Annotated in this window: 24 protein-coding genes; 10 read left to right on the plus strand and 14 right to left on the minus strand. The window is 71.4% G+C overall.

Annotated elements, in window-relative coordinates; genetic code table 11:
- Nucleotides 1-17: 17 nt before the first annotated feature.
- The gene (locus CS0771_RS26645; protein WP_212843554.1) at nucleotides 18-959 is read right to left on the minus strand and encodes a hypothetical protein; all 942 of its coding nucleotides are present in this window, start codon (nucleotides 957-959) and stop codon (nucleotides 18-20) included.
- A 228-nt stretch (nucleotides 960-1,187) separates the two neighbouring features.
- Between CS0771_RS26645 and CS0771_RS26650 the strand changes: the two genes are divergently transcribed.
- Both CS0771_RS26650 and CS0771_RS26655 read left to right on the plus strand, forming a co-directional pair.
- Nucleotides 1,188-2,210 carry a nitroreductase gene (locus CS0771_RS26650; protein ID WP_212843555.1) on the plus strand — a complete coding sequence of 341 codons (1,023 nt, stop codon included), beginning with the start codon at nucleotides 1,188-1,190 and terminating at the stop codon, nucleotides 2,208-2,210.
- A gap of 146 nt (nucleotides 2,211-2,356) precedes the next feature.
- Nucleotides 2,357-2,884 (plus strand): hypothetical protein, encoded by a 528-nt coding sequence (locus CS0771_RS26655; RefSeq protein WP_212843556.1) that lies wholly within the window; start codon nucleotides 2,357-2,359, stop codon nucleotides 2,882-2,884.
- A 40-nt stretch (nucleotides 2,885-2,924) separates the two neighbouring features.
- On the opposite strand, the gene CS0771_RS26660 is transcribed toward CS0771_RS26655, so the two are convergent.
- The 3 genes from CS0771_RS26660 to CS0771_RS26670 form a co-directional block, all read right to left on the minus strand.
- On the minus strand, nucleotides 2,925-3,872 hold the full coding sequence (locus CS0771_RS26660) for a universal stress protein (protein ID WP_212843557.1): 948 nt from the start codon (nucleotides 3,870-3,872) through the stop codon (nucleotides 2,925-2,927).
- Between the two features lie 156 nt (nucleotides 3,873-4,028).
- The gene (locus CS0771_RS26665; protein WP_212843558.1) at nucleotides 4,029-4,427 is read right to left on the minus strand and encodes a hypothetical protein; all 399 of its coding nucleotides are present in this window, start codon (nucleotides 4,425-4,427) and stop codon (nucleotides 4,029-4,031) included.
- Nucleotides 4,428-4,543: 116 nt separating this feature from the next.
- A complete protein-coding gene (locus CS0771_RS26670; RefSeq protein ID WP_212843559.1) occupies nucleotides 4,544-4,837 on the minus strand; it encodes a hypothetical protein in 294 nt (97 codons plus the stop codon).
- Nucleotides 4,838-4,893: 56 nt separating this feature from the next.
- Between CS0771_RS26670 and CS0771_RS26675 the strand changes: the two genes are divergently transcribed.
- From CS0771_RS26675 to CS0771_RS26690, 4 genes are all read left to right on the plus strand, one after another.
- Nucleotides 4,894-5,058 carry a CBS domain-containing protein gene (locus tag CS0771_RS26675; protein WP_212843560.1) on the plus strand — a complete coding sequence of 55 codons (165 nt, stop codon included), beginning with the start codon at nucleotides 4,894-4,896 and terminating at the stop codon, nucleotides 5,056-5,058.
- A gap of 244 nt (nucleotides 5,059-5,302) precedes the next feature.
- A complete protein-coding gene (locus tag CS0771_RS26680; RefSeq protein WP_212843561.1) occupies nucleotides 5,303-6,274 on the plus strand; it encodes a TerC family protein in 972 nt (323 codons plus the stop codon).
- A 133-nt stretch (nucleotides 6,275-6,407) separates the two neighbouring features.
- Nucleotides 6,408-6,761 carry a MarR family transcriptional regulator gene (locus tag CS0771_RS26685; RefSeq protein WP_212843562.1) on the plus strand — a complete coding sequence of 118 codons (354 nt, stop codon included), beginning with the start codon at nucleotides 6,408-6,410 and terminating at the stop codon, nucleotides 6,759-6,761.
- Between the two features lie 263 nt (nucleotides 6,762-7,024).
- Complete coding sequence (locus tag CS0771_RS26690) at nucleotides 7,025-8,038, plus strand: mechanosensitive ion channel family protein (protein WP_212843563.1); 1,014 nt, start codon at nucleotides 7,025-7,027, stop codon at nucleotides 8,036-8,038.
- Nucleotides 8,039-8,135: 97 nt separating this feature from the next.
- On the opposite strand, the gene CS0771_RS26695 is transcribed toward CS0771_RS26690, so the two are convergent.
- Nucleotides 8,136-10,502 carry an arylsulfatase gene (locus tag CS0771_RS26695; protein WP_212843564.1) on the minus strand — a complete coding sequence of 789 codons (2,367 nt, stop codon included), beginning with the start codon at nucleotides 10,500-10,502 and terminating at the stop codon, nucleotides 8,136-8,138.
- Between the two features lie 168 nt (nucleotides 10,503-10,670).
- On the opposite strand from CS0771_RS26695, the gene CS0771_RS26700 reads away from it, so the two are divergent.
- Nucleotides 10,671-10,841, plus strand: a complete 171-nt coding sequence (locus tag CS0771_RS26700) for a hypothetical protein (RefSeq protein WP_212843565.1) — start codon at nucleotides 10,671-10,673, stop codon at nucleotides 10,839-10,841.
- Between the two features lie 45 nt (nucleotides 10,842-10,886).
- Here the strand turns inward: CS0771_RS26700 and CS0771_RS26705 are convergent, their stop codons facing one another.
- The 5 genes from CS0771_RS26705 to CS0771_RS26725 form a co-directional block, all read right to left on the minus strand.
- The gene (locus CS0771_RS26705) at nucleotides 10,887-12,185 is read right to left on the minus strand and encodes a dihydrolipoamide acetyltransferase family protein (RefSeq protein WP_212843566.1); all 1,299 of its coding nucleotides are present in this window, start codon (nucleotides 12,183-12,185) and stop codon (nucleotides 10,887-10,889) included.
- The gene (locus CS0771_RS26710) at nucleotides 12,182-13,177 is read right to left on the minus strand and encodes an alpha-ketoacid dehydrogenase subunit beta (RefSeq protein ID WP_212843567.1); all 996 of its coding nucleotides are present in this window, start codon (nucleotides 13,175-13,177) and stop codon (nucleotides 12,182-12,184) included. The genes CS0771_RS26705 and CS0771_RS26710 overlap by 4 nt, the downstream gene beginning before the upstream one ends.
- Complete coding sequence (gene pdhA, locus CS0771_RS26715) at nucleotides 13,174-14,190, minus strand: pyruvate dehydrogenase (acetyl-transferring) E1 component subunit alpha (protein WP_212843568.1); 1,017 nt, start codon at nucleotides 14,188-14,190, stop codon at nucleotides 13,174-13,176. Before pdhA ends, CS0771_RS26710 begins: the two co-directional genes overlap by 4 nt.
- The gene (gene acsA / locus CS0771_RS26720; protein ID WP_212843569.1) at nucleotides 14,187-15,920 is read right to left on the minus strand and encodes an acetate--CoA ligase; all 1,734 of its coding nucleotides are present in this window, start codon (nucleotides 15,918-15,920) and stop codon (nucleotides 14,187-14,189) included. Before acsA ends, pdhA begins: the two co-directional genes overlap by 4 nt.
- Before the next feature lie 139 nt (nucleotides 15,921-16,059).
- A complete protein-coding gene (locus CS0771_RS26725; protein ID WP_212843570.1) occupies nucleotides 16,060-17,187 on the minus strand; it encodes a CBS domain-containing protein in 1,128 nt (375 codons plus the stop codon).
- Nucleotides 17,188-17,536: 349 nt separating this feature from the next.
- On the opposite strand from CS0771_RS26725, the gene CS0771_RS26730 reads away from it, so the two are divergent.
- Nucleotides 17,537-17,674 (plus strand): hypothetical protein, encoded by a 138-nt coding sequence (locus CS0771_RS26730; RefSeq protein ID WP_212843571.1) that lies wholly within the window; start codon nucleotides 17,537-17,539, stop codon nucleotides 17,672-17,674.
- A gap of 117 nt (nucleotides 17,675-17,791) precedes the next feature.
- Here CS0771_RS26730 and CS0771_RS26735 read toward each other — a convergent pair whose 3' ends face one another.
- From CS0771_RS26735 to CS0771_RS26745, 3 genes are all read right to left on the minus strand, one after another.
- Nucleotides 17,792-18,799: a nitroreductase gene (locus CS0771_RS26735; RefSeq protein WP_244871046.1), complete on the minus strand. Its 1,008-nt coding sequence runs from the start codon at nucleotides 18,797-18,799 to the stop codon at nucleotides 17,792-17,794.
- 95 nt (nucleotides 18,800-18,894) lie between these two features.
- Nucleotides 18,895-20,826: an ATP-dependent zinc metalloprotease FtsH gene (gene ftsH, locus CS0771_RS26740; RefSeq protein ID WP_212843572.1), complete on the minus strand. Its 1,932-nt coding sequence runs from the start codon at nucleotides 20,824-20,826 to the stop codon at nucleotides 18,895-18,897.
- Between the two features lie 12 nt (nucleotides 20,827-20,838).
- Entirely contained in the window at nucleotides 20,839-21,336 is a 498-nt protein-coding gene (locus CS0771_RS26745; protein ID WP_212843573.1) for an adenosine-specific kinase, read from the minus strand.
- A gap of 265 nt (nucleotides 21,337-21,601) precedes the next feature.
- Between CS0771_RS26745 and CS0771_RS26750 the strand changes: the two genes are divergently transcribed.
- Both CS0771_RS26750 and CS0771_RS26755 read left to right on the plus strand, forming a co-directional pair.
- Nucleotides 21,602-22,582: a magnesium transporter gene (locus CS0771_RS26750; protein WP_212843574.1), complete on the plus strand. Its 981-nt coding sequence runs from the start codon at nucleotides 21,602-21,604 to the stop codon at nucleotides 22,580-22,582.
- A gap of 109 nt (nucleotides 22,583-22,691) precedes the next feature.
- On the plus strand, nucleotides 22,692-23,945 hold the full coding sequence (locus CS0771_RS26755) for an erythromycin esterase family protein (protein WP_212843575.1): 1,254 nt from the start codon (nucleotides 22,692-22,694) through the stop codon (nucleotides 23,943-23,945).
- Between the two features lie 63 nt (nucleotides 23,946-24,008).
- Here the strand turns inward: CS0771_RS26755 and CS0771_RS26760 are convergent, their stop codons facing one another.
- Nucleotides 24,009-24,959 (minus strand): universal stress protein, encoded by a 951-nt coding sequence (locus CS0771_RS26760; RefSeq protein ID WP_212843576.1) that lies wholly within the window; start codon nucleotides 24,957-24,959, stop codon nucleotides 24,009-24,011.
- Nucleotides 24,960-25,030: the final 71 nt, after the last annotated feature.

The following is a 25,030-nucleotide window of genomic DNA, read 5'->3' on the forward strand; positions in this document are numbered from 1 at the left end:
AGTGCGGGTACGCCTTCCTACCTCACGCCGACGACCCCCATGGCCTGGTCATCGGGTCGACGGGCGTAGGGGCGCTGTACGTCGCCGACTGGGGCGGCGCCGTGCACCGCTCGGTCGCTGCGTCGCTGGATGCGGACTTCGAGCCGGTCGCCCATTCGGTAGAGCACTTCCTGCACCGCCTGCGTCAGGTCGTCTTCGAGTTCGTGGACAGCGGCGTGGTGCAGGACCTCTGACAGCGGCCGAGGGCGTCGCCTCGCCGCCGATCGCCCTACGATCACCGGCGTGTACACGACCCCACGCGCCCCCATCGACATCGCAGCCGTGATCCCGCAGCTAGCTCCGCTGGCCCGCACGGTGGTCGCGGTGGGCACGTCCTCGCCGCTCCACGGTGGCCGGTGCGTCCAGTCGGCCGGTCCGGCCCGGTAGCCGGGGTCGGACAGCTGCAGCGCCCCGGCCCGTACGGCCGTCAGGGCCAGCACCGGCACCTGGCCGACGGCGACCAGGTGGACGTGGGCGTGTTCGCGCTCGCCGGCCATGACAAGTGTCCGGCATTCGGCCTCGGTAACCGCCTGCGACGTGAACGGCCGGTCGGTGCGCCGTCGCCTGATCGCGTCACAGGCCATCAGCTCATCCAGCGACGGTTCGTGGGGGCCGACGACGGTCAGCTCGGCGAGCAGATCCGGATCGGCCGGATCGGGCAGTCGCCGTACCTGCGCCTCGTGGCCGGTGGCGGCCAGGGCGGTTCGGGCGTGGTGCAGGGCGACGCCGCAGCTGATGGTCAGCAGCCGCCCGTGCGGGTCGGCGCCCGGTAGCTGGCGCTGCCGGTCGGCGTACAGGCGGAGCCGATCCGGGTCGGCCTGCCAGCGCCACGGCTGGGTGTTGAAAATCGACGGCGCGGCGAGCGCGGTGCGGGCCGCGTCGCGCAGCACCTGTTCGCGGGTCGTCTCGTCTGCTGTCATACCCCCACCGTCCACCCTGCGCGGCGCGGGTGGTCAGGGCCGCCGCGCCTGGGCAGGTGGGCCAGGGTCCTGCCTGCGGGCAGGTCTTGGTCCCTATCCCGGCACGGCCGGGGTGGGCGGAGAATGCGGGTGTGATCCGTGTGTTCCGGCTGCCCGACGGCAGCGGCATCGACGTATGCCGCGACATCCGCGTGGCGTGCTGTTAGGCACACAACTTCTGGAGGAGTCATGACCACGTCGAGCGAGCACCACCGCCCACCGGCCGCGGCCTACGCCGTGGCGGCGGCGGCGGCCGGACGCGCGCCCTCGATCCACAACACCCAGCCCTGGCACTGGCAGATCCGCTCTGACCGGCTCGAACTGTACGCCGACACGAGCCGCGCCCTGCCCGGCACCGATCCCGATCAGCGGATGCTGCTGCTCAGCTGCGGCGCCGCGCTGCACCACGCCCAGGTCGCGTTGCACGCCCAGGGATACGACGTCGCGGTCCGGCCGCTGCCCGATCCGGGCCGACCCGATCATCTGGCCACCTTGACGATCACCGCCGAGGTCCCGGTGACGGCGCAGGCCGTGCGGCTGGCCCAGGCACTGCAGCTGCGCCACACCGATCGCCGCCCCACTGTCGACTCCCCCGTCACCGCCGAACAGGTCGACGAGCTTCGTCGGCTCGCCGACGCCGTGGGCGTGAACGTGCACCGGCTCACTTCCGACCAGGTCACCGAACTGGTCGTCGCCGTGTCGCACGCTGAGGACGCCGCCGCAGGCGAGCCTGCCGTCATCGCCGAGACGTCCTACTGGACAGGGCCTTCGCGGCCCGCCGGCACCGGTCTGCCGCCGGAGGTCATCCCTGACCGGAGGCCGGAGACCGACGTCGGCGAACGCGACTTCGGCACCCGCGGCACCCTGCAGGCCGGCGGCGGCCACGACAAGGCTTCCACCTACATCGTGCTGTTCGGCGCCGACGACGACCGGGCCGCGTGGCTGCGCGCCGGGCAGGCCCTGTCCGCGATCTGGCTGCACGCCACCGGTCAGGGCCTCGCCGTGCTGCCGTTCAGTCAAGTCATCGAGATCGACGGAACCCGCGCCATGATGCGCCGCATCCTGTCGCAGCGCGGCTACGCCTATATCGTGCTGCGCCTGGGCGTCGCCGATCCCGAACACACGCTGACCGGGCACACCGCGCGCTTGCCGTTCGAACAGATCGCCACCATCGAGCAGACCGGCTCCGGTGCGGCGGGCAACGCCGGTTGACGCATCCTCGCCTGCTGTCGTCGTCTCGCGCCGCCCGGCGGTGCGGCCGGGCTTCGCCGCAGCCGGCGGGTGATGTGACCAAGGTCCTGTCCGACGGGTCTCACCGGCCCTGCCCCAGCCTGGACGACGGGGCGCACGGTGAGGGCATGGTCACTGAACAGTTCCTGGTCAAGGCACGCGAGCACGGCGTGTGGGCCAAGGTCGTCACCGGCGAGGCGTCGTTGCAGCTGCTGTCGCGGATCGTGGAGGCCGCCACTGCCGCCCTGCGCGGCGACGGCGCCTACGACCTTCGGCCGGTCGGCCAGACGGAGTTCTGCCCGAGGGCGCATCCGTGGAAGGGCGTTGCGGGCACCTGCCGCGCCGGGCCGTGCGGCCCCGACCGCGGCTTCGCGGTGGTGCTGGGCACCGACGCCGACAGCACCGACGACCGGCTACGGGCCGGGCAGGTGGCCCGTGACCTGCTGGCCGATTCGGCCAAGGCGGGGCTGATCGCCTCGATCCACGCCCAGCCCGCTGCGGTCCAGCTGGCCCGTGATCATCTGCAGCTCATGTTCAGCGAGTCCGGCGTCGCGCAACTGGTGGTGTTCGTCCGCCCGCTGCGGACATCGGTAGGGGTGTTGGAGCCCGGCCAGTGCCCGGTGTGGCAGGCGGCGCGGTCTTCCGTGTCCGCGTAGCGATGCCGAAGTGTCCAGGTGGTGAGACCTTGTACGCGGGTCAGCTGGTGTGGACTATGGCGACCGGGCCGTGGGCGTGCTCGACCAAGGCGTGGCTGACCGAGCCCAGCAACTTGCCGGTGAAGCCGCCCCGGCCCCGGGACCCGACGACCGTCAGCGCGGCGTCCCGGCTGGCTTCGACCAGGGCGCGCTCGGCGTTGAGGCTGTGCACCGGCCGCAGCTCGACTGCCAGTGCGGCGTGGCCGGCACGCCACGGCGCGATGGCGTCGGCGAGCATCTGCTCGGCTTCGGTGCGGGCTGCGTCGGCGGGGTCCACGGCGGGTTTGTCGCCGTGATACCACGGGGCCTGCCAGTGGATGTTGACCATGATCAGCGCGGCCCGGCGCAGCAGGGCCTCCTGGGCGGCGAACTGCAGTGCGCCCTGCGCCGAGGGTGAGCCGTCGTAGCCGACGAGGACCGGCCCGGGCAGCGCCACAGCGAGTTCGGTATCGGTGTCGGTGGAGCTTTCGGTTTCGGTGGGGCGGTAGACGACGACGGTGCTGTGGGCGTGGGCGGCGACCTGCGAGGACACCGACCCCAGGAGCAGGCCGGTGAAGCCGCCGGCGCCGCGGCTGCCGACAACGATGATCGCTGCCCGGCGAGACTGCTCGATCAGCACCGGTGCGCCCGCCCCGGCGATCAGATGGGCACGGACCTCGATGTCGGGATACTGCTCACGCAGCTGGGTCGTGACGCCGGTGAGGGCCTGCTCGGCGGCGTGGCGGGTTTCGCCCTGATCGGCGGCCAGGTATTCGCCACCCAGCCACGGCGGCGCGAACCCGTACAGCGCGCTTTGGTAGCCGCAGACCAGTTCCAGTGGCGCGCCGCGTTCGCGGGCCAGCCGGGCGGCGTAGCGGGCGGCGAGCGTGCCGCATTCGGAGCCGTCCACTCCTGCGATCACGGGACGGTCCGGCCCGGCGGGGCGCGGTGCGGCCGTGTCAGGATCCATGCGTCCACGATGCCGCCCGGATGGCGCTGCCGGTGACCGAACCGGAAGATCGGCCTCCGGCGGCGGCTGTCGACGCCGGCGTCCAGGCGCTTGCCTCGGGCGGGTACGGCGAGGATCGCGGCGCGTTCTGTCTGGGTGGGCAGCGGTCTGCCTTCGTCACGCGGGGCGGTCGCCGGTTCGTTGGCGGTCGAGGAACTGCCGCAGTTCGCGGTCGGTCACCCGCCCGGCGAATACGTGCCGGGTGAGCGCCAGCAGCCACAGCGCGACGACACAGGCTACGGCTGCCGCCAGGGCGGCGGCTTGGCCGGTGACCGACGCCGTGACTGCGGCGATCAGGCCGGTCGCGGCGAGGACGAAACCTGCGACCAGCGTCGGTTTACGCGGACGTTCCAGCCGTAGCCTGCTGTGCTCGATCGCCGCGGTCACCGCGCCGAGGACCAGAACCCCTGCGGCTGCCTGCTTCACGTGCAGGATGCTCAGGCCATATTCGCTGCAGGTCGCCGCCGCCGCGCCCAGCAGGGTCGTGGTCAGCGCATCACGCCAGGTCAGGATCATGGCATCCACTTCGCCTCCCACGCTGCCACTGCCGATCCGGGCCGGGCAGGGACCGTGGTCCCCGGTTGCGAGGGTCCGTTGACCCGCCATCCGGCCTGCCGGTGCGGGCGGGTCGCTCACGCGCGGTCGTCACGGCGGGTCGAGCATCTGCGCGGCCGGGCGGCGCGGGCTCTGCGCGGACGCCCCGGCGGCGGGTGCCCGACCCGGACCAGGATCTGCGGCTGCCCCGGGCCCGATATCAGCCGGGCCGCCCGCGCCCGCAGGTCGGCGAACTCGATGACGTCGCTGATCGGCGCCGACCCGAGCCCGGCCGCGGTGGCCGTCAGCAGGACCGCCGACAGGGCCTCACCGGCACGCAGCCTGTCGGCGAGCGTGTCGGTGTCGGTGTCGGTGAACAGCAACGCGTACACCGCGCCGACGTCGTGTTCAGGCCCTGCGGAGCCTCGCCGACCTGACCGCCGCCGACGTGCTCGACCACGAGGCCGCGGTGCTGGACTCCTATGCCGTAGTCGTGGACGCCGCGCGGCTGAGAAGGTCGACGGCGGTCGACGCCGTCGCCCTCGTCGACGACAGCGGCAGCCCGGTCGGCATGCTCACCAGCAGCGACCTCATCCGGCTCATCGCGTCGTGACCACCGCGGCCCAAGCCGGCACCGGCTGCGACTGCCCGGCCTGATGACCGGCATTTACACGAAATGCATTTCGCGTATACTGGATCGCAGTTCGAGGGGGAGTACCCGAAGCAGGACGCGACTTCGTCAGTACGGTCCGGCCATCCGGGCCCGGAGCCGCGGCCATTCCCACTGGGGGTGGTCCGGGAAGACCGTCGACCGTTCAGGTCCGAGCCACCGGCTCGGCCGGTCGAAGGAGTCTTCCATGTCCGTGTCACTGTGGGCCTGGGCTGCCGTGATGGGCACCGTCGCCGTCATGCTCGCCATCGATCTGTTCCTGCACCGCGACGGCCACGAGATCGGCTTCCGTGAGGCGCTGACCTGGTCGGGCATTTGGATCGCGGCTGGGCTGGCGTTCGGCGGCGTGCTGTGGTGGTGGCAGGGCGCCGAGGTGGCCGGCACCTACTACGCCGGCTACCTGATCGAGAAGGCGCTGTCGGTCGACAACGTGTTCATCTTCGCGATGATCTTCACGTTCTTCGCCGTGCCCAGCGCTTTCCAGCACAAGGTCCTGTTCTGGGGCGTGATCGGCGCGCTGGCCTTCCGGCTGGTGTTCATCTTCGTCGGCGCGCAACTGCTCGACGCCTTCTTCTGGACCGCCTACCTGTTCGGCGCGTTCCTGATCTACACCGGCTACAAGATGGCGTTCAAGCACGACGGCGACATCGACCCGCACCGCAACCTGCTGGTGCGGATCGTGCGCCGCGTAGTGCCCACCGACCCGGCATACCACGGCGACCGGTTCTTCACCCGGATCGACGGCAGGCGAGTGGCCACCCTGCTGTTCGTCGTGCTCATCGCCATCGAAGCCACCGACCTCATCTTCGCCATCGACTCGGTCGCGGCGATCCTGGCCATCACCACCAGCACGTTCATCGTCTGGACCGCCAACGCCTTCGCCGTGCTGGGCCTGCGCAGCCTCTACTTCTGCCTCGCCGGACTACTGCGCCGGTTCGTCCACCTGCACTACGGCCTGGCCGTGCTGCTCGGCTTCGCCGGAGTGAAACTCATCCTGTCCGAAACCCCGGTCGGCAAGCTGCCGATCCCGGTCACGCTCGGCGTCATCGTCGCCACCCTGGCCGTATCGATCGCCTGGAGCATGATCGCTACCCGCCGCGGCGTACCCCCCGCGCAGGCCGCCCGACCAGACGGCCAGCAGGCCACTGCGCCCCGCTGACGTCCGCGGCCGCAGCCGCGGCCTGGCGAAGGCCGGGATCACGCCGCCCGGCACGGTTGCGGCGACCGCCGAACTGTTCAGTCGTGGGAATCGCGACTTCGAGTGCGCGAATCCCCGCTCGTAGAATGAGCGCATGGCCCAGACGGCTTCCGGAGGCAGGAACTGGACGTTCCTGACCAACCACGCCCACGTCCTGCTCGCCCTCGCCCGGCAACCCGACGCCCGGCTGCGCGACGTCGCGGTCGAGGTCGGCATCACCGAGCGGGCCTGCCAGGCGATCGTCCTGGACCTGGAGACCGCGGGCTACCTGGTGCGCCACCGCATCGGACGACGAAACCGCTACACCATCGACCCCGACGGCCCATTCCGCCACCCGGCCGAGGCCGACCACCGCATCGGCGACCTCATCGCCCTGCTCGCCGCGCCCCGGGCCGAGCACCCCGCGGGGGGTCCCGTCCCAGCACACCGGGCGAGTTCTCTGCCGTAGCCGACACTCATGGGGACGGACTTGGGCACGGCGACATCCTCACAAGACACCCACAGGGCAGATCATCGCCGGCGGCCGCGCTCCGCACCGCGGTGAATGCCGCGAAGGCTCTTGTGCTGATCAGGTGAAACAGGCCGGATGCATGCCCATAAAATTGGCAGTGGCTCACACATTCTCAGCCGAGCCGCGCCGACTTGGCGGCAATGGCGATGTTGGTTCCCTGGCCGCGGCCGCTCCACGACCGACGAGGTGACCACGCCGCCATGCCGCTGAACTCACAACCGGCACCCGAGCCGCCGCCTCCGAACGCCGACTGCCTGGCAGACAGGACCTGCAAGTTCCTGTACGACCTCACCGGATCCAGCTGGCTCGCCGAGGGCGGCTACTACCTGCTGGTCAAGCCGGTCCGCATCGTCCTCATCATTCTCGGCGCGATGATCATCCGGGCGCTGCTGAACCACGGCATCGACAAGTTCGTCGACCGCACGGTGAAGGGCAAGACGCTCCTGCGGCCCATCCGCGAGAAGGTCCCCACCTCGGTCGCCGCGGCTACCACGGTTTTCGCCGACCGCCGCAGCCAGCGGGCCGAGGCGCTGGGATCGGTGCTCAAAAGTGTGGTCACCGCAACGGTGTTCTCCCTCGCGTTCCTGATCGTCCTGAGCGAGTTGGAGATCAACGTCGGGCCCCTCCTCGCGAGTCTCGGCGTAGCCGGCGTGGCGCTGGGTTTCGGCGCCCAGTCGCTGGTGAAGGATCTGATCGCCGGTATGTTCATGCTGCTGGAAGACCAGTACGGCGTGGGCGACATCATAGACACCGGCGAGGCGCTCGGCGTGGTGGAGACGGTCGGCCTGCGCATCGTCAGCATCCGCGACATCCACGGCGTGCTGTGGCACGTCCGCAACGGTGAGATCATCCGTGTCGGCAACAAGAGTCAGGGCTGGGCCACGGTCATGATCGACGTGCCGATCGGGTTCGCCGGTGTCGACAAGGCCACCGCCGTGCTGCGCCAGGCCGTGGACGCGTTCGCCCACGATCCGCAGTACTCCGGCTACTTTCTCGAATCACCGCAGGTGCTCGGCGTGGAGAGCATCAGTGTCGACGGCGCGGTGATCCGCACCGTCTGCAAGACCTCCACCGACCGGCAGTGGGACCTTCAGCGCGAGATGCGCCGACGGCTCACGGAGGCACTGGAGGCCTCGGGTATCGCGGCGCAGATCCAGGCATCGCGCACGCTGCGGGCGTCCCTGCCGATCCAGGAACCGCCCCCGGACCGTTGAACGGGCACCACACGGTCGGCCGCTCCAGCGATCACGGCCCGCCGCGAGGCTTGCGCGTACCGCAGCCCGGACAGTAGTGGCTTGTCGGTGCGGCGGATTACTGCCGGACCATAGCGATCTTGAACCGTTCGTCGGGGCTGATCAGGTGGTCTGCGTCTTCGGCATCCTGTCCGAGAGTGATCTCGACCCAGTGGACCCGCCCGGTGAACGCGGCCTCGTGGGGACCGTAGTCCGGGCTGACCGTCGTAGCCGTGTCGTTGCCGATGTCGGTGGTCTCGTCGGCGGAGAAGACCATCGGCACGGTGGCATCGACGCGGCCCTCGCCGACCTGGACGCCGTCCAGGTAGAGCAGGACGGTGCCGCCCTTGCCGAGGCCGCCGCCGTCGTAGACGAACTCCATCCGCACCTGGTGATCGCCCGGCGGGATCGGCTGATTGCCGACCACGATGAACGTCTTGAGGCCGAAGAGGTTGTAGCAGTACGCAGGTCTGCCGTCCTTGACGTACAGCGACCAGCCGCCGAACGTGCCGCCCTGCGCCACGACGACGCCCCGGGCCCCGTCTTGTGGAACAGTGACCTGCGCGGTGATTGCGTGCGACTTGTTCTTGACGATGATCACCGAGTTCTCGCTCAGCCGGCCCATGCCGCCGTAGATCAGCTGCCTGTCGCCGCGGATCAGGGTCGGCCGGCCGGCCAGGTCGGCGTTGAAACGTTCGGGGCGGCGGTCATCCAGCGGCAGAACCTGGTACTTGGCGGCCTCGATGAGGAACAGCCGCTGCAGTTCCCGCAGCTTCTCGGGTTGCTCGGCGGCCAGGTCGCGGGCCTGGGTCCAATCGTCGGGTCCGTACAGTTCCCACGCGTCGTCGTCGTAGGCGGGCAGCCGCCCTTGGACGAACGACCACGGCACCGAATGCCGGGTGACCGCCGTCCAGCCCTTGTGGTAGATCCCCCGGTTGACGAACATCTCGAAATACTGGGTCTCGTGCCGCTCATCGGCACCCGGGTCGTCGAAGGAGTACGCCATCGACACGCCCTCCATCGCGGCCTGCTGCACGCCATGGACGAAGCTCGGCTGCGGCAGCCCCGCCGCCTCCAGCACCGTCGGCGCCACGTCGATCACGTGGTGGAACTGGTGGCGCAGCCGGCCGCGGGCCGTGATCCCAGCCGGCCAGTGCACGATCGTGCCGTTGCGGGTGCCACCCCAGTGCGAGGCGACCTGTTTGGTCCACTGGTACGGGGTGTCCATCGCGTGCGCCCAGCCCACCGCGTAGTGGTTGTACGCCCTGGGCGTGCCGAAGTCGCCGATACGGGACGCCATGAACTCTGCGGTCTCCAGGCCCTCGATGCCGTTGAGGATGATGTGCTCGTTGAAGGTGCCGTGCAGGGTGCCCTCGGCCGACGCGCCGTTGTCGCCGATGATGCAGTAGATCAGCGTGTCGTCCAGCACTCCGAGGTCGGCCAGCGCGTCGATGAGCCGGCCCGCGTGGTGGTCGGTGTGCTCCAGGAACCCGGCGTAGACCTCCATCTGCCGCGCCAGCACGGGCTTGAGGTCGTCGGGCATGTCCTCCCAGGCCGGAATCTCGGCAGGGCGAACGGTCAGCTGCGCGTCGGGCGGGACGACCCCGATCTCCTGCTGCCTGGCGAAGGTGCGCTCGCGCAGCCTGTCCCAGCCGTCTTCGAACCGGCCCCGATACCTGTCCGACCACTCCACCGGAACATGGTGCGGCGCGTGCGTGGCACCAGGCGCCCAGTAGACGAAGAACGGTTTGGCGCCCATCAGCGCCTTCTGCTGGCTCACCCACGCGATGGCCTGATCGGTCATGTCCTCGGTGAAGTGGTAGCCCTGCTCCGGAGTCCGTGGCGGCTCCACCGGCACGGTGTTCCGGTAGATCGACGGGGCGTACTGGTTGGTTTCACCGCCGATGAACCCGTAGAAGTACTCGAACCCGCCGCCGGCGCTCGGCCAGGCGTCAAACGGTCCCATCGGGCTGGTCTGCCAGACCGGCACCTCGTGGCACTTGCCGAACTGCGCGGTCGAGTAGCCGTTCAGCTTCAGGATCTCCGGCAGCGGTGCCTTGGTGTTGGGCCGCACGGAGCTGTATCCCGGTGCGGACGTGGCCATCTCGGTGACCCCACCCATCCCGACCGAGTGGTGATTGCGCCCGCTGAGCAGGGCCGCCCTCGTCGGCGAGCATAGGGCGGTGGTGTGAAACCGGGTGTAGCGCAGCCCGCCTGCTGCCAGGCGCTCGAACGTCGGCGTGCTGACGGGGCCGCCGAACGCGCTGGACGCGCCGAAGCCACAGTCGTCGATCAACATGACCAGCACGTTCGGCGCCTGCTGCGGCGGCAGGAGCGGTTCGATCGGCGGGTACGTCGTGTCGGGGTCCTTAGCGTCGTAGGTCGTCAGACCTGGACGGTCGACATGCGCAATCGGCAGCACGACCCGACTGATCGGCTCGCCCATCGTCACCACCTCCGGCGGCTCGGCCCATCTCCCACGATAGGGAACCCAGGGCCGTGTCTACCGGATGTTTCCGGTCCAGTCGCGGATGCCGGCCATAGGATGGCTGGTAGCCCCGTCCGTGCAAGGGCTTGGATGTTCACTGCCAGGGAGGGCGTGGTTGTCATGGCCATGACCGACGAGGAGTTCTTCGGGTTGCAGCGGGACGTCGAGGCGTTGATCCTCAAGAAGATCAAGACTGCTCTCGACGACGAGCGATACTCCCCGGAGCACCTCGAGACGCTCGCGAACGCCTTCGCCATCGTCCACAGCGAGAAGCCGGCGGACATCGGCAGGGGGTGACGGGCCGGGCCGCTTCGCGGTGCCCGAGTGCCCGCTTCCTCCAGGTCACAGCAGCTTCTCCGGGTGGCTGAGCAGGCGTTCGACGGCAAGCAGGTAGCGGGCGCCGCTGATCCCGTCGGTGACCCGGTGATCTGCTGCGAGACTGGCGGTGACCGTCGGGTGTACACCTAAAAGCCCGGCGACGGCGCAGGGCCGGTCGCGGATCGTGCCGAACCCGACGAGGGCCACCTGCGGCGGGTAGATGACCCCGTGGATGGTGTCGACGCCCTGCTCGCCCAGGCTGGACACGGTGATGGTGGGGTCGGCGAGTTCGGCGGCGCGCAGCCGCCCGGCGCGGGTACGCGCGACCAGGTCTTTGAGGGCGGCCATGAGGTCGGGCACGGTGAGCTTGTCGGCGTCGTGGATGGCCGGTGCCACCAGGCCGCCTTCGCGCAGCGAGATCGCCACGCCCAGGTGCACGGCTGCGCTGCGGTGGAAGGCGGTGCCGGTGTGGAAGCCGTTGAGGTCGGGCACCGTGGCCACGGCCATGGCGGCGGCTTTGAGCAGGAGCGCGGCGGGCAGGATGCGCTCGGCCACGGGCACGGTGCGGTTGTGCTCCCGCAGCCGGCGAAGCGCGGCCTCGAGATCGAGCGTCTCGGTGAGGTAGTAGTGCGGTATCTCGCGCTTCGCGCGGGCCATCGACGTCGCGATCTGCGCCCGGATCGCCATGGTGCGATCAGCCGTTCCGGCACGTGCCGGAGCTGCCGCGAACGCCGCAGCCGCGGCAGTCACGTCGGCGGCGCGTACCGCTCCACCGGGGCCTGACCCGGCGATGCCGGTCAGCGGCACACCGAGCTCCTGCGCCAGCTTGCGGGCATGTGGTGAGGACCGGATGCGGACCGCCGCGACGGCCGCAGAGGTCGGCGCCGTCTCGGATGCAGCCGCTCGGACGTCCGCGTGGGTGACGCGTCCACCGGGCCCGGTGCCGTGCACGGTGCCCAGGTCGACGTGTGCGGCGTCCGCCAGGCGGCGTACCAGGGGTGAGGTGACCGGCGACGGGACGGCTCCGGTGGCAGGCGTCGCCGGTGCGGGCCGCGGGGCGGCCGGGGCCGGTTCCGGCTCCGGTCCGCCGGTGGTGATCGTGGCGAGCACGGCGCCGACCGGCACCCGGACGCCCGGCTCGACGAGCAGTTGGTCGACGACGCCGCTGGTGAAGCACTCCACTTCGACGTTGGCCTTGGCGGTGTCGACCACGGCGACGACGTCGCCCCTGCGCACCTGCTGGCCGGGATGCACCAGCCACTCGACGAGGGTGCCGTGGTCCATGTCGGCGCCCAGCGACGGCATGCGGAACTCCGACTTCATGCGGCCACCGCCCGGACCGCGTCGACAACTGCGCCGGGCTGCGGCAGGGCCGCCTGTTCGAGGTGGGCGGCGTACGGCATCGGCACCTCGGCGGAGCAGACCCGTCCCACCGGGGCGTCGAGGTCGTAGAAGGCCTGCTCGGTGATGCGGGCGGCGATCTCGGCGGAGAGGCTGCCGCTGCGCCAGCCCTCGTCGACGACCACCGCCCGGTGGGTGCGGCGCACCGACTCCATGATCGTCGCGTCGTCGAGCGGACGCAGCACCCGCAGGTCGATGACGTCGGCGCTGATGCTCTGCTCGGCGAGCCGGTCCGCGGCGTTCAGAGCGGTGCCCAGAGTGCCGCCGTAGGCGACGATCGTCACGTCGGAGCCGGTGCGCCGGATCGCCGCGGTGGTGATGTCGGCGCTGTCGTGCCCGGCCGGCGAGCCGGTGGCGTTGTAGAGGCTGCCGTGTTCGAAGATGAGGACCGGGTCGGGGCAGCGTAGTGCGGGCCAGAGCATGCCGCGGGCGTCGGCGACGGTGGCCGGGGCGAGGATCCGCAGCCCGGGGATGTGGGCGTACCAGCCTTCCAGGCTGTGCGAATGCTGTGCGGCCAGTTGCCGGCCGCCGCCGGTGGTCATGCGGATGACCAGCGGTGCGCCGAATTGCCCGCCGGACATGTGCAGCAGCGTCGCGGCGTTGTTTAGGATCTGGTCGAGGGCGAGCAGGCTGAAGTTCACGGTCATGATCTCGACGATGGGACGCATGCCGCCCATGGCGGCGCCGATGCCCGCGCCGACGAACGCGGACTCCGACAGCGGGGTGTCGCGGATGCGGTCGGCGCCGAACTCCTCCAGCAGGCCCAGGCTCACCCCGAACGCCCCGCCGTACGGGCCGACGTCCTCGCCCATCAGGAACACGCGCTCGTCGCGGCGCATCGCGTCGCGGATCGCCTCCCGGACCGCCTCGCGGTAGGTGAGCTCCGCCTGCGCGGTGGCGGTCGCCGCGGTCATGGCAGGCCTTCGTCTTCTGCGTAGACGAAGCGGGTGAGCTGGTCCACCGGCTCGACCGGTGCCTGCTCCGCGGCGGTGACCGACGCGGCCACCTCGGCTTCGACGTCGGCGTTCAGCTGCGCCAGCCCGGGTTCGTCGAGTTCTCCGTCGGAGATCATCCGCCGGGCGAGGGTATCGATCGGATCGCGCTGCTGCCAGCGAGCGATCTCCGCCTTGTCCCGGTAGCGATCCGGGTCGTACATGGAGTGGGCCCGGAACCGGTAGGTACGCAGCTCCAGGAAGTACGGGCTGCCTGTGGCACGCACCGCGGCGGCCGCTCGGCGTGCGGCCTTCTCCACTACGCGGACGTCCATGCCGTCGACGGCGTGGGCGGTCATGCCGTATGTCGCGGCGCGGGCTGCCAGGTCGGTGTTGGCCTGGGCGCGGTCGATGCGGGTGCCCATGGCGTAGAGGTTGTTCTCGCACAGGAACAGCACCGGCAGGTGCCACAGAGCGGCGAGGTTGAGGCATTCGTGGAATTCGCCCTCGGCGACCGCGCCGTCGCCGAAGAAGCAGGCGGTCACCCGGCTGCGGCCGGCCATCCGGTCGGCCAGGGCCAGGCCGACGGCCAGGGGCAGCCCGCCGCCGACGATGGCGCTGCCGCCGTGGAAGTTGGTCGCCCGGTCGAACAGGTGCATGGAGCCGCCGCGGCCGCGGCTGCACCCGGTGGCCTTGCCGTACATCTCGGCCATGATCGCGTCCATGGGCACGCCCCGGGCCAGGGCGTGGCCGTGCTCGCGGTAGGTCGACACGACCGCGTCGGCCGGTTCGAGGGCGGCCATCACCCCGGCCGCGACGGCCTCCTCGCCGATGTACAGGTGCAGGAACCCGCGGATCTTCGTCGCGCTGTACAGCTCGACGCACCGCTCCTCGAACCGGCGGATGCGCAGCATCTGGCGCAGCAGATCACGCCGGTGCGCAGGACCCGCCCGTCCGGGGGCCGCCGGGCGCGGTCCGGCCGTCGCGGTCTTCATCGCCGCTCCCCCGTCTCCAGCGTGGACAGGTCACCTTCGGGCAGGCCGAGTTCGCGTGCCTTCAGCAGCCGTCGCATCACCTTGCCGCTGCGGGTGTGCGGCAGGCTGTCGTCGAAGGCGATCTCCCTGGGCGCCACGGCGCCCAGTCGGCGCCGCGCGAAGCCGAGCAGCTCCAGGCGCAGCTCGTCGGTGGCTTCGACGCCTGGCCGGATCGATACGAACGCCTTGACGATCTCACCGACGACCGGATCGGGTCTGCCGATGACTCCGGCCTCGGCGACGGCCGGGTGCTCCATGAGCACGCTCTCGACCTCGAACGGGCCGATCAGATGACCCGCAGACTTGATCACGTCGTCGGCGCGTCCGACGAACCAGAAGTAGCCGTCGGCGTCGCGGCGTGCCAGATCGCCGGTGAGGTACCAGTCCCCGGCGAAGCTGTGCGCGTAGCGCTCCGGTTCGTGCAGGTAGCCGCGGAACATCGACGGCCAGCCCCGGCGCAGCACGATCTCGCCGACCGTGTCCGGTCGTGTCACCAGCTCGACGCCCGAGACGGGCGTGACCCGGGCCCGCCCGTCCTCGCCCTGCTCCGCGAGGCCGGCCTCGACGCCGGGCATGGCCAGACCCATCGACCCGGGCCGGATCTCGACGCCGGGCATGTTGCCGATCATGATCGCGCCGGTTTCGGTCTGCCACCAGTTGTCGTGCACCGGATGGCCGAGCACCTGCGCGCCCCAGGTCACCACCTCGGGGTTGAGCGGCTCGCCCACCGATGCGATGTGCCGCAGCGCGGACAGGTCGAACGAAGCCGGCAGGCTCGCCGGATGGCGCATCAGCATGCGCAATGCGGTCGGCGCGGTGTACCAGACGCTCACCCGGTGTTCGGCCAGCCGCGCATACCAGCGGCGGGCGTCGAACTCCTCCGCGTCGACCAGCACCGTGGCGCCGAGCGCCAGCGGTGCGACGATCCCGTACGACGTACCGGTCACCCAGCCCGGGTCTGCGGTGCACCAGAACACGTCGTCGGCGCGCAGGTCGAGGGCCAGCTGCGCGGTCGCGCGGTGCGCCACGACCGCCTCGTGCACGTGCACGGCGCCTTTCGGCCGGCCGGTCGTACCGCTGCTGAAGTGCAGCAGTGCGATCTCCTGCGGATCGGTCGGGGGCACCTCGAACGCATCGCTCATGTAGGACAGCTCGACATCGAGGCTCAGGGCGCCTGGCGGCGGGTCCTCCCCGGTCACCAGGACGTGGCGCAGCATGGGCAGCTGATCGCGGATCGGCGCCACCCTGCGCTCGTACAACTCCGGCGAGGTCACGAGCACGGCGGCGTCCCCGCGCGCCAGGCGTTCCCGGACCGGTTCCGGGCCGAACGCGGCGAACAGCGGCGAGTAGGCGCCGGCGTGCCGCAGTGTTCCCAGCGCCGTCACGTACAGCTCCGGCACGCGGCCCAGCAGCGAGAACACCCGCTCACCACGCCCGACACCCAGGTGGGTGAGCAGGTTGGCGAACCTGCTCGTACGCGCCAGCAGCTGGCCGTAGCTGACGTCGACGACCCCGTCGCGGGACACGCAACGCAGCGCCGCCCTGTCCCCCGCTCCGGCGAGCACGTGGCGGTCGACCGACTCGTAACCGATGTTCACCCCACCGGAGGGCAGGCCCGCCAGTGCCCGGCGTTCCGCGGCCCAGCTGAACTGCTCCCGCAACCGGTCATACCGTACGACGGTCGCTGACATGGTCTTCACGGTCACCCCCCGTTCTCCGACCGTCGCTCTCACTGCGCCATTGCGGCTAGGGACCGAAGTCCTGTGGCACCGTGCCGAGGTCCCCGAATCGTTCCTATCCGTGCGGGGGTAGGCGGCTGCGGCGTAGGGCTCAGCCCGGCCCCGCCGGCGCCTTCGCCGCAGCCGCGGGCTCATGGTGCGGCCGGGGCACGACCACCACCGGGCATGGCGCCCTGCGGATGCACTCCTCGCTCACCGAACCCGCGCGTGCGGCGCGAGCACGGCTGTGCCCGTGACGTCCCAGAACCAGCAGCGCCGCGCCGGCCGACTCCGCGCACAGCACCTCGGCCGGCCGGCCACGCACCGTCTTCGTACGCAGCGGCACGGCCGCCCGCTGCCGCGCGGGCAGGGCCTCGACCTCCCGAGCGAGCATGTCGGACAGGTGCTGCCGCTCGTCGACTTCCAGGGTCGTCGAGAGGTCGTCCTCGAGCCAGTGCCATGCCGCGACCGCCAGCACCGAACCGCCGACGTCGGCGGCGTGCGCGACCGCCCAGCTCAGCGCTTCCCGGCCGCCGTCGGATCCGTCGACGCCCACCACCAGCAGCGGGCCGGAGCCTTCCCCGGGCTCCCCCGCAGGCCGACCCGCCCGCTCGTCGTCGAGTTCGAACCTGATGTGGTCGAGCACGGCGGTGACCCCGGTGACCGCCTCGGCGAGCCGTACCGCGATCTGGGCCTTGCTGGCCTGCCGGACCATGCCGCTGAGGGTGACGACGCCGTCGCGGACGTCGACGGTGACGGCGTCCGGTTCCAGGTGCAGCGCCCGGCGCAGTATCGACTCGACGATCTCGGCTCTGATGTCGGCGTCGGCCCGCTTGAAGACCGCGAGCAGGTTGCGCCGCGCGACGATCCCGACGAGCCGTCCCTGCCGGTCCACCACGGGCAGCTGTTTGATGTTCCGGTCGGCCATGAGCCGGGCTGCGTCGGCGACCGCGGCGTCAGGCGACACGGTGACGGCGGGAACGGTCATCAGCTGCCGGGCGACCGCGGCCCTGGCCTTCTCGCGCGCGGCTCTGCGCGAGGGCCGTTCCAGCAGGTGCGTGGCGTCTGCCGGCTCGCCGAGGAACTCGACGCGCCGCAGCAGGTCGCCCTCGGTGACGATCCCGGCCAGGCGGCGTAGATCGTCCAGGACGGGCACGGCGTTGATCCGGTGCTCGGCCAGTAGCGCGGCGATCTCGGCGTAGGGCACGTCGAGGTCGACGGTCAGGACGTCGGCTGTCATCACATCACGTACTGCGGGCTGGTCCATCGTCTGCCTCCGGCTGCCCCTCACATGATCCCGCGGGAGGTGTCGTCGCGGGGCGGATCGTGCGGTTCCGCGCCGCGACCGCAGGGCCGCGGGGCGCGGCGGGCGGAGCGCCCACCCGGCCCTCGCAGCGGCCCAGGCAGGCAGAAAATCACCTGTTTAAGGGCTTACGGCCCCGTCGACACGGGGCGGCACCCGGCGCAGGATATAGGGGGACCGAGGAGGTCTGAGTCATATGGCAAAGGTGACACCGGGGCATGTCGGACATAGCGCGGTAGACCCGCTCGCCGAGGCGTCGACCCCCTGCAGCCGGCAGGAGCAGACCATGAAGATCATGGAACGAGAACGGCCGGGAGAACGCAGCAGCTGTCCGCGCGGTCCAGGTGATGAGCAATCAGCCATGGACCGCCGCGGGGTCGCGGCCGACGTCGACCTCATCTCGCTGCTCGCCCGGTCCGGTTGACGATGCGCGGCGGCAGGACGGGCGGCCGTGACTGGACGCCGCTGGTGGCGGTGCTGGTCGCGGTGCTGCTGGTGTGGGCGGCGTGGTGGCTGGTGGCGAACTGGTGACACCGACGGCTCACGGCTGCGGGAACGGTCCCGGCCGCACCACCCGTTCGGCGGGCAGCCGCGGCGTGCCCGGCACCGGGGGCTGGTCCGGGCCGGCCAGCCCGAACCGCAGCACCAGCAGCGGATGGCCGACGCCGGACAGCATCCGCCGCAGGACCTCGCGGGTCGCCGGGACCTCGATGACCGAGCTGAGCGGCAGGACGGCGACGCCCAGGTCGGTGGCCTTCAGCCAGCACGCCGACAGCGCCTCTCCCGCCCGCAGCCAGTCCTCCGGGCCGTCACCGGGCCGGTAGAGCAGGCCGTACACCGCCGAGCGGGCGTGGCCCTCCCCCACCCCGAGGGTGCCGGGGTGGCCGAAGTCCCGGTCGGGCACGTCGGTCTGCGCCGCCCGCTCGGGCACCGCGTCGCTGGGCACGCCGGTGCGGGCCGGGCGGCGGCCGCCGACCCAGTAGTCCATCTCGGCGCGCTGGTCGGGCTCGGCCAGCCCGATCTCGTTGGCGGTGGCGGCCGCAACTGCCAGGTCGTCTAGGTCTGGTCGGCCAAGCCAGTGCAGCCCGGCGCCCTCGTCGGCGGCGGCCTGCCGGATCAGCGCCAGCGCCTCGGCCGGCACCGGCAGCTCCACCGTGGGACGGCGGTCGGTGTGCCGGATGTCGATCTCCTCGAATAGGCGGCGGTCCTGAGCGGTGGGGGCCGCATGCTCGGCAACGGTGATCCATGCGAACCGGTCCTCCGACCTCGGATCGTGCATGCGGGCCACCTGGGGCACCCAGCCCGCCGCCGACAGCGCCAGCCGGGCGTGGTGCAGCGCCGCTCCGCAGCTGATCGTCAGCAGCCTGCCGTCCGGGTCGGCGGCCGGCAACTGGCGGCTGCGGTCGGCCCGCAGCTCCAACCCGGTCCGGCTGGTGTACCAGCGCCAGGGCTGGGTGTTGTGCACCGACGGCGCCCGCCCGCCGACCTCGGCGGCATGCTGATATGCCTGCAGGATGTCGTCCGACTGCCCTGGCTGCACCTGATCCATGATCTCGGCCCCTTCGACCCGCCTCCCTCGGTGATACCGCAGGACCGTCCTCGGGGACGGCGAAATGCGCTCGCCCGCCGTGGCCTTTCACCCCCTTATCGATCGCCGGCTGCGGCCTGGTCCGTCGGAGCACCCGGGTGGTGGCCGGCCAGGACGTCAAGGACGACGCCGCCGTCGACGGTCTCCTGCCGTTCGAGGAGCTCGGCGAGGTCGCGCAGCTGTGTCTCGTGCTCGCGGAGCATCGCCAGGGCGCGGTCCTGGGCCTCGCGCAACAGGCGGCCGACCTCGCGGTCGACGATCTGCTGGGTCTGCTCCGAATACGGCCGGTGCGGCTGCTCGTCGGGCTCCTCGCCGAGGAAGTGGGGCGCGCTTGTGGCGTAGCCGACCGGGCCGAGCACCTGGGACAGGCCGAACTCGCGCACCATCCTCGTCGCGATCTGGGTGGCCGCCGCGAGGTCGTTGGCGGCGCCGGTCGAACCGACCCCGAGGACCAGCAGCTCGGCCGAGCGGCCGCCGAGCTTCACGGTGAGCAGGTCGGTGAGGTAGCCCTCGTGGTACAGGTGGCGCTCGGCCTCGGGTAGCTGCTCGGTCGCTCCCAGCGCCATCCCGGCGGGCAGGATCGTCACTTTCGCGATCGGGTCGGCATGTGGGCACAGCGCCGCCAGCAGCGCGTGCCCGGATTCATGGACGGCGACGGCACGACGCTCCTCCGGCAGCAGCGCGTTGGAGGTCTCCCTGCGGCCTAGCAGCAACCGGTCACGGGCGGCGTCGATGTCGGTCGCCTCGATCGTGGTGCGGTCGGCCCGTACCGCCCGGATCGCCGCCTCGTTGACCAGGTTCTCCAGGTCGGCGCCGGAGAAGCCCGGCGTGGCGCGGGCGACCATCAGCAGGTCGACGTCAGGTGCCAGGTGCTTGCCGCGTACGTGCACCGCGAGGATCGCGGCCCGCTCGGCCTGGTTGGGCAGCGGGATGACGACCTGGCGGTCGAAGCGCCCTGGGCGCAGCAGGGCCGGGTCGAGGCTTTCGGGCCGGTTGGTGGCGGCCAGTACGACGATGCCGGAGCGCTGGTCGAACCCGTCCATCTCGGCCAGCAGCTGGTTGAGGGTCTGCTCGCGCTCGTCGTCGCCGATGCGGCCGTGACCGCCGCGGCGGCCGCCGATCGCGTCGATCTCGTCGATAAAGATGATCGACGGAGCGCGCCGGCGGGCCTCCTCGAACAGGTCACGCACCCGGGACGCGCCGACGCCGACGAACATCTCCACGAACGCCGAGCCGGTGACCGACAGGAACGGCACCTCGGCCTCTCCGGCGACCGCCCGGCCGAGCAGGGTCTTGCCGGTTCCCGGCGGACCGACCATGAGCACGCCGCGGGGTCCCTTGGCCCCCGCGGAAGCGTAGCGGTCCGGTGCGCGCAGGAAGTCGACGATCTCGCCGATCTCCTGCTTGACGCCCTCGTACCCGGCGACGTCGGCGAACCGTGTCATGGGCCGCTGCGCCTCGATGATCTTCGCTCTGGAGCGGCCGAACCCGGTGACGCCATCGGCCAGCGCGCCCTGGGCCCGCCGGCCCGTCCAGTAGAAGAACGCGAGCAGCAGCAGGAGCGGGAGGAAGCTCAGCAGCACCGCCCACCACGACCCGCTGTCGCGCGTCGCGGTGATCTGCACGTTCTTGGCGCGAAGCTGCGCCGTCAGCGGCGCCGGATCCAGCGCGGTGGGGATCTGGCTGGTGAACGCCGCACCGTCGGTCAGCCTCCCCTGCAGGGCGCCGTCCTGCGCCACGGTCACCGAGGTGACCGCACCGGCGTCCAGCTTCGCCAGGAACTCGCTGTAGGACAGCGGCTGCGGCGATGGGCGGGCGAACATCGGCACGAGCAGCAGCAGCGCGGTTACGGCGAGGCCGACCGGCAGCAGCCACCTTCGCCACCACGGCGGCGGCGCCGGCGCAGGCCGGGGCGGCTCGCGCGGCGGCCCGGACTTGACCGGCGCGGACAGGTGCCTGCCGCCGAAACGTGCCCTACCGATCGCCATGATCCGGCTCGGTCACAGCTTGTATCCGAGCTCGCGGAGCAGCTCGCGCCGGGTGTCGGCGTCCGCGTCCGTCTCCACGCCCAGCGGCGGCCCGCCGTCGACGACGCCGAGCACCCCCCGGCCCAGCTCGGTCACGGCGACCAGCACCTGCACCGGGTTGGCCGTGGCGCAGAAGACCGTGCACACCTCCGGCACGGACTTGACCTGGTTCAGCACGTTGACCGGGAAACCCTCGCGCAACATCACCACGAAGCAGTGCCCGGCACCGATCCGGCGTGCCGCGTCGACCGCCAGCCCGGTCAGCTCGCCGTCGTTGCCGGAACGCCGCACCAGGCGGGCACCGGACGCCTCACAGAACCCGATGCCGAAACGAAGCTGCGCACCGACCCCGACCAGCGCCTCGTGCAGGTCGTCCACCGTCTTGATGAAATGCGACTGCCCGATGATCACGTTTACGTCGTCGGGCAGGTCGACTGCCACCACGTCGGTGGCCACGGACCCGGCTGCCATGTCGCGCCCCCTCGCGATACCCACCATCCCACCTGGCACTCTAGACCGAAATCCGGTCACCGCTTCGAGGTCGATCGAAGTCGCCCGGGCGCGGACTAATGGCTCCATCCGGGCCGGCCGGCCCGGACAATGGGGTTATCGGGCGGTCAGCTTCCGGCCACGGCGCCGCGGAGGGGCAGATGATCATGTTTCGTCATCACGGCGATGCTCGCGGGCGCGGATCGGGCAACGCGGCGTGGCGGCCTGACCCTGAGTCGTGGGCCTGATGCGGGACAGCGATGTCGCCCCCGTCGAGCCGCTCGGCACCGCAGCCCGGCATGCGAGCTCACGGGTGCCGGTCGCCGCTCCGCACGACACCGTCGACGCCGTGCTGGCCGCCATGCGCGGGCAGGACTACGACAGCGCGGCGGTCGTCGCGGTCTGCCGGGCGGGCGTCCTGGTCGGTCTGGCGACCATCGAACGCCTGCTCGCCGCGCCCGGCGACCGGACGGTCGGCTCCGTCATGGACCCCGACCCGCCGCGGGTGGCCCCGGGCACCGATCAGGAACGCGCCGCCTGGAAGGCCGTACAGCACGGCGAACCGGGTCTCGCCGTCGTCGACGGCCAAGGACGCTTCCGTGGCCTCATCCCGCCGCAGCAACTTCTCGGAGTGCTGCTCGAAGAGCACGACGAGGACCTCGCACGGATCGGCGGCTTCCTGCACACCACCGCCGGAGCCCGCACCGCCAGCGAGGAGAGCGTCGCCCGCCGGCTGTGGCACCGGATGCCGTGGCTGGCCGTGGGGCTGGCCGGTGCGCTGCTGTCCGCCGCGCTGGTGGCCGGCTTCGAAGACCAGCTCGCCGACAACATCGCCATCGCGTACTTCATCCCAGGCATCGTCTACCTCGCCGACGCGGTCGGCACACAGACCGAGACCGTGGCCATCCGAGGGCTGTCCGTCGGCGTGGGCATCGGCCGCATCGCCGCCCGCGAGGCACTCACCGGGCTGCTGGTGGGACTGCTGCTGGCGGCCGTGCTACTGCCGGTCGTGATTCTGGTGTGGGGCGAGCCCGCCCTCGCCGCTGCCGTGGCCGTCGCGGTGCTGGCCGCCAGTGCCATCGCCACGCTCGTCGCGATGGCACTGCCCTGGCTGCTCGCCCGGCTCGGCTTCGACCCCGCTTTCGGCTCCGGTCCGCTGGCCACCGTGGTGCAGGACCTGCTGTCCATCCTGATCTACCTCCTGGCGGTCAGCCTCCTGCTGGGGTGAACGGTTCACGCCGGAAGCGTGCTGCCGGGAACACGCGTTCAACAGCGGGCGGCCTTCTCCTCGGCGTATACAGAGGCTGTGGTCCGGCGAGGATGGCAGGTGAACTGACGTGCTGGTCCAGACCTTGCGAACAGCGGCCGACTTCACTGCGCTGCTGGAGCGGATCGGCGACGCGCGGCTGGTGCTGCTCGGCGAGGCGAGCCACGGCACCCATGAGTTCTACCGGCTGCGCGAGCAGCTGACCCGCCGCTTGATCGCCGAACGCGGGTTCTCGTTCGTCGCGGTCGAGGGCGACTGGCCGGACTGCAATCGGGTGCACCGCGCGGTCACCGGCGCGCCGGGCGGCCTGGATCCGATAACGGCGCTGCACGAGTTCGCGCGCTGGCCCACCTGGATGTGGGCCAACACGGAGGTCGCCGCGTTCTGCCGCTGGCTGCGCGCCTGGAACCTCAACCAGCTGCCAGCCGGACGCGTCGGGTTCTACGGCCTTGACGTCTACAGCCTCTGGGAGTCGATGCAGGTCATCGTCGACTACGTCCGCGACCACGACCCGGCCGGCCTGGACGCCGTCTGGGACGCCTACCGCTGCTTCCAGCCGTACTCACGCGAACCCCAGGAATACGCGCTGGCGTGCCGGTTCGTCTCGGCCGGTTGCGAGGACGAGGTCGCGCGGCTGCTGACCCAAGCCCGCGCGCAGATGTCGCTGGACGGCGCGACACGGTTCGACGTGTGGCAGAACGCCCAGATCGTCGCCGACGCCGAGCGCTACTACCGGGCCATGATCGGCGGCGGGGCGCACTCGTGGAACGTGCGCGACATCCACATGGCCGACACCCTCGACCGGCTCCTGAACCACCACGGCCCCGCGGCCAAGGCCGTGGTCTGGGCGCACAACACCCATGTCGGCGACGCCCGCGCCACCGACATGGCAGCCGCCAACATGGTCAACATCGGCCAGCTCGCCCGCCACCGGCATGGTCGCGACGCCGTGGTCCTCGTCGGGTTCGGCTGCCACCGCGGCCAGGTCATGGCCGCCCCCGGCTGGGCCGCCCCCCGCCGGGTCATGATCATGCCACCGGCACGGGCCGGGTCGCTGGAGGATCTGCTCCACCACCGGCTGCCCGGCCCGTCGCTGCTGATCTTCCCCGACACCGAAGGGCCGCCCTGGCTCACCGAGGTGCTCGACCACCGCGCGGTCGGTGTCGTCTACCACCCCGGGCGGGAACGATCCGGCAACTACGTGCCCACCCGGCTGGGCGAACGCTACGACGCCTTCGTGTGGTGCGACCAGACCACCGCCGTACACCCGCTGCACGCGCAGCCAGCGCCGGGCGAGATGGAGACCTACCCCAGCGGGGTGTGAGGCGGCCGCGACCCGGCAGCTTCGCCTGCGGACGTGGGAGAGCCGCCCAGCCGGTGCATACCATCAGCGGTGGACCACGGCGACCGGGCCGTGCCCGTGCTCGACCAGCGCGTGGCTGACGGAGCCGAGCAGCTTGCCGGTGAACCCGCCGCGGCCGCGGCAGCCGACCACCGTCAGCGCCGCGGTCCCGGACTGCTCGATCATGCTGCGTTCGGCGTTGAGACTGTGCACCGGGCGCAGCTCGACGTCAAGTTCGGCGTGGCGGGCACGCCACGGCGCGATCGCCTCGGCGAGCATCTGCTCGGCGTCGGCGCGGGCGAGTTGTTCGGGGTCGGTGACGGGTTTCGGACCGAACCCCCACGGTTCCTGCCAGTGCACATTGACCATGACCAGTCTGGCCCGGCGCAGCAGCGCCTCGCTGGCTGCGAAGCCCAGCGCCGCCTGCGCTGTGTCCGAGCCGTCGTACCCGACCAGTACGGGGCCTGCGAGCTGCTGCGCTGGGAACGCGGCTGCCGCATCGGCCGGGTCGGCACCGGATGTGTCGGGGCGGGTCACCACGACTGACGCGTGCGCGTGGGCGGCGACCTGGGCCGACACCGACCCCAGCAGCAGCCGGGCGAATCCGCCGGCGCCGCGGGCGCCGACGACGACCAGTGCGGCCCGCCGTGACTCCTCGATCAGGACGTACGCCCCGCCACCGACCCGCAGGCGCGTCACGACGTCCAGTTCGGGGCACGCCGCTCGCAGTTCCGCCGCTGCCGACGCCAGGGCCTGCTCCGCGGCGTCCTGAACGGCCTGCTGGTCGGCGTCGAGGAAGTCCTGGCCAAGCCACGGCTGGGCGAACCCGTACAGCGGGCTCTGGTAGCCGCAGACCAGCTCCAGCCGGCTGCCGCGCTCGCGGGCCAGCAACGCCGCGTAGCGTGCGGCTTGCAGGCTTGCCGGGGAGCCGTCCACACCGGCGACGACCGGGTGGCCGCGGCCGGGCGGGCGGCTGGTCGCCGTGTCAGGATCCATGCGTACACCATCCGTCGCCGGCGGGCCGTATGCCGGGTGATTGCCCGATCCGGACGGCCGCTGCCGTCAAC

Origin of the sequence: Catellatospora sp. IY07-71 (assembly GCF_018326265.1) — a bacterium.
Taxonomy (GTDB): domain Bacteria; phylum Actinomycetota; class Actinomycetes; order Mycobacteriales; family Micromonosporaceae; genus Catellatospora.

Coding starts and splice junctions, on each gene's coding strand:
- CS0771_RS26645 (WP_212843554.1), bottom strand. CDS start 959: ATGACAGCAGACGAGACGACCCGCGAACAGGTGCTGCGCGACGCGGCC.
- CS0771_RS26650 (WP_212843555.1), top strand. CDS start 1,188: ATGACCACGTCGAGCGAGCACCACCGCCCACCGGCCGCGGCCTACGCC.
- CS0771_RS26655 (WP_212843556.1), top strand. CDS start 2,357: ATGGTCACTGAACAGTTCCTGGTCAAGGCACGCGAGCACGGCGTGTGG.
- CS0771_RS26660 (WP_212843557.1), bottom strand. CDS start 3,872: ATGGATCCTGACACGGCCGCACCGCGCCCCGCCGGGCCGGACCGTCCC.
- CS0771_RS26665 (WP_212843558.1), bottom strand. CDS start 4,427: ATGATCCTGACCTGGCGTGATGCGCTGACCACGACCCTGCTGGGCGCG.
- CS0771_RS26680 (WP_212843561.1), top strand. CDS start 5,303: ATGTCCGTGTCACTGTGGGCCTGGGCTGCCGTGATGGGCACCGTCGCC.
- CS0771_RS26685 (WP_212843562.1), top strand. CDS start 6,408: ATGGCCCAGACGGCTTCCGGAGGCAGGAACTGGACGTTCCTGACCAAC.
- CS0771_RS26690 (WP_212843563.1), top strand. CDS start 7,025: ATGCCGCTGAACTCACAACCGGCACCCGAGCCGCCGCCTCCGAACGCC.
- CS0771_RS26695 (WP_212843564.1), bottom strand. CDS start 10,502: ATGGGCGAGCCGATCAGTCGGGTCGTGCTGCCGATTGCGCATGTCGAC.
- CS0771_RS26700 (WP_212843565.1), top strand. CDS start 10,671: ATGACCGACGAGGAGTTCTTCGGGTTGCAGCGGGACGTCGAGGCGTTG.
- CS0771_RS26705 (WP_212843566.1), bottom strand. CDS start 12,185: ATGAAGTCGGAGTTCCGCATGCCGTCGCTGGGCGCCGACATGGACCAC.
- CS0771_RS26710 (WP_212843567.1), bottom strand. CDS start 13,177: ATGACCGCGGCGACCGCCACCGCGCAGGCGGAGCTCACCTACCGCGAG.
- pdhA (WP_212843568.1), bottom strand. CDS start 14,190: ATGAAGACCGCGACGGCCGGACCGCGCCCGGCGGCCCCCGGACGGGCG.
- acsA (WP_212843569.1), bottom strand. CDS start 15,920: ATGTCAGCGACCGTCGTACGGTATGACCGGTTGCGGGAGCAGTTCAGC.
- CS0771_RS26725 (WP_212843570.1), bottom strand. CDS start 17,187: ATGACAGCCGACGTCCTGACCGTCGACCTCGACGTGCCCTACGCCGAG.
- CS0771_RS26730 (WP_212843571.1), top strand. CDS start 17,537: ATGAAGATCATGGAACGAGAACGGCCGGGAGAACGCAGCAGCTGTCCG.
- CS0771_RS26735 (WP_244871046.1), bottom strand. CDS start 18,799: ATGGATCAGGTGCAGCCAGGGCAGTCGGACGACATCCTGCAGGCATAT.
- ftsH (WP_212843572.1), bottom strand. CDS start 20,826: ATGGCGATCGGTAGGGCACGTTTCGGCGGCAGGCACCTGTCCGCGCCG.
- CS0771_RS26745 (WP_212843573.1), bottom strand. CDS start 21,336: ATGGCAGCCGGGTCCGTGGCCACCGACGTGGTGGCAGTCGACCTGCCC.
- CS0771_RS26750 (WP_212843574.1), top strand. CDS start 21,602: ATGCGGGACAGCGATGTCGCCCCCGTCGAGCCGCTCGGCACCGCAGCC.
- CS0771_RS26760 (WP_212843576.1), bottom strand. CDS start 24,959: ATGGATCCTGACACGGCGACCAGCCGCCCGCCCGGCCGCGGCCACCCG.